This window comes from Aeromicrobium sp. (genome assembly GCF_032084975.1).
Taxonomy (GTDB): domain Bacteria; phylum Actinomycetota; class Actinomycetes; order Propionibacteriales; family Nocardioidaceae; genus Aeromicrobium.
Window position 1 is genome coordinate 1 of the sequence record NZ_DAMDLR010000146.1, and the last position, 2530, is coordinate 2530.

General features: G+C 70.8%; 4 protein-coding genes. All 4 read right to left on the reverse strand.

Features of this window, described 5'->3' with window-relative positions:
- Positions 1-843, reverse strand: an 843-nt coding sequence (locus RT323_RS16475) for a DNA glycosylase AlkZ-like family protein (RefSeq protein WP_313410362.1), incomplete at its 3' end; no start/stop codon positions are given.
- Positions 840-1496 (reverse strand): response regulator transcription factor, encoded by a 657-nt coding sequence (locus RT323_RS16480; RefSeq protein ID WP_313410368.1) that lies wholly within the window; start codon positions 1494-1496, stop codon positions 840-842. The genes RT323_RS16480 and RT323_RS16475, both read right to left, overlap by 4 nt.
- Positions 1497-1531: 35 nt before the next feature.
- Complete coding sequence (gene hpf, locus RT323_RS16485; RefSeq protein WP_313410364.1) at positions 1532-2155, reverse strand: ribosome hibernation-promoting factor, HPF/YfiA family; 624 nt, start codon at positions 2153-2155, stop codon at positions 1532-1534.
- A 61-nt stretch (positions 2156-2216) separates the two neighbouring features.
- Positions 2217-2530, reverse strand: a 314-nt coding sequence (locus RT323_RS16490) for a phosphoribosyltransferase family protein (protein WP_313410366.1), incomplete at its 5' end; no start/stop codon positions are given.

Consider the following 2530-nt stretch of genomic DNA (forward strand, 5'->3'; position numbering starts at 1 on the left):
CCGGCGGGGGCGGGCCGCCTCCGCGTGCAGCCACGCCGGCCGGTCCCATCCGGCGATCGAGACGGGCTCGAGGACGCCGTCGGCCACGAGCGAGTCGATCGCGGCCTGCGTCTCGGCGGGCGCCATCCGGAAGTAGTCGCGCAGGCAGGCCGCCGTCCCGACGCCGAGCGCCCGGGCCGCGTGCTCGACCAGCACGCGATGGGCCTCGGGATCGGCGAGGTCGTCCCGGGCCAGCACCGCGGCGGGGATGACGCGCTCGGGCAGGTCGTACTCGCGCTCGAACGAGGCGTTGCGGCGCGCGGCGGTCACCTCGCCGACGCGGAAGAGGTACTCGAGCGCCTGCTTGGTCTGCGACCAGTTCCAGCCCCAGTCGCTGCGGTCGCGCTCCTCATCCGCCCCGAGGTGGGCGTCGAGCGCGCGCGCCGTGACCGGGCCCAGCAGGGCGACCTCCTCGCGTACACGCTGCACGAACTCGGGGTGCTCGGACGCGACCTGGGCCGGACCGTTCCAGATGCCACGCCGCGACCGCATCCGATGGCGCATCGCGGGCCACAGGTCGACGTCGACGAAGGCCGCCTCGTGGGCCCAGTACTCGAACAGGATCCGCGGTGCGCGCCCGGCGGCGCGGTGCAGGATCTCGACGTCGTACGGGCCGAGGCGCGAGTACAGCGGCAGGTAGTGCGCGCGCTGCAGGACGTTGACCGAGTCGATCTGGAAGAAGCCCAGGCGCCGGGCCACGCGTGCGACGTGCTCACGGCGAACGTCCCGGGGCGCCGCACGGGTGAACCCCTGCGCCGCGAGCGCGATGCGCCGGGCCTGCAGGGCCGTGAGGCGGGCGGTCACAACACGTCGTCGATGAGCTTGCTGCGGACGGCGTACATGGCCGCCTCCATCCGCGACTTCATCTGGAGCTTCTCCAAGATGTTGCGGATGTGGTTCTTGACCGTGTTCTCACTGATGAACAGCTCACCGGCGATGTCGCGGTTGCTCTTGCCGTGCGCGACGAGGCGCAGGACCTGCAGCTCACGCGCGGTCAGGGTCGTGGCCGGAGCCGGTCCCTTGGACATGTGGACGAACTCGTCGAGCAGCTTCGTGGCCATGCTGGGACTGATCAGCGACTGGCCCGCGGCCACGAGCTTGACCGCCTCGGCGACCTGGTCGTAGGTCGAGCCGTCCTTGAGCAGGTAGCCCGCGGCGCCGGCCTTGATCGACTCGTAGAGGTCGGCCTCGTCGTCGCTGGCCGTCAGCATGATGATGCCGGTCGTGGGCGACGTCTCCTTGATGGCCGCGCACACCTCGACGCCGCTGCGACCGGGCATCCGCACGTCCAGCAGGACGACGTCGAACGGCTCCTCCGCGATGCGGTGCAGCGCGGAGTCGCCGTCGTCGACGTCCTCGATCTCGAAGCCACCGTCAGCGCCCAGGACCATCGTCACGCCGCGGCGAAACAGCTCCTGGTCGTCGACCAGCAGTACGCGGATGACGTCCCCGTTCATAGTCACGGGCACGATCATGCCACGTGTGGCACGGATTACTCCTGCACCGAGAGCCGCAGCACGCCGTAGTCGTAGCCCTTGCGCCGGTAGACCACGCTCGGCTTCATCGAGTCCTTCTCCACGAACAGGTAGAAGTCGTGGCCGACCAGCTCCATCTCGTAGAGGGCCTGGTCGAGGGTCATGGCGGGCGACTCGTGGTCCTTCTCGCGGACGACCAGCGGTCCGTCGCCCTGCACGTCGAGCGGCCCGACCTTGTGCGTGCCGGAGTCGTCGGAGGCCTGCGTCTCGAAGTCGGCCACGGGCAGGTCGGCGGTGGCCGCCTCGATCGACTCGGGGGCGTGCTTGTCACGGTGGCTGCGCTTGCGCTCGACGATCCGGCGCAGCCGGTTCTCGAGCTTGTCGACGGCCGCGTCGAGCGCGGAGTGCTGGTCGGTGGACGTGGCCTCGACGCGGACCGCGGGACCCCGGGAGCGCAGCGTCATCTCGACGCGCGCGGCGGTGTCGGGCTGGCGCGGGTTCGACTCGTGAGTCACCTCGACCTCGACGCGATTGATGCGCTGGCGACCATCGAACTTCTCGATGCGCTGGAGCTTCTCGCCGACATGGGTGCGGAACCTCTCCGAGATCTCACTGTTGCGACCGGTGACCACGATTTCCATGTCCGTCTCCTTGTGTTGCGAGCGTCCCGAACCATCTCGGCTACCCCGACCGTAGCCCGACTTAGGGGTGACCCGCCACCGCGAGAGCGGCCCCTCCGAGGACCCCCGCGGCACCGCAGTCCGAAAGCGCTCGGGCCGCCTCCAGCAGGGTCGAGCCGGTGGTGACGACGTCGTCGACGAGCACGAGGTGGCGCCCTGCCGGCGGCGCCTCGGCGCGCATGCTCCCGGCGACGTTGCGGCGTCGCTGGTCACGATCGAGGGCGTGCTGGTCCCGCGTCTGGCGGGTCAGGCGCAGCAACGGCAGCGCCACGGCGTCGACGCCCACCCCGCCCAGCATCGAGGCCGCGTCGGCGGCCAGGTCGCCCACCAGGTCGC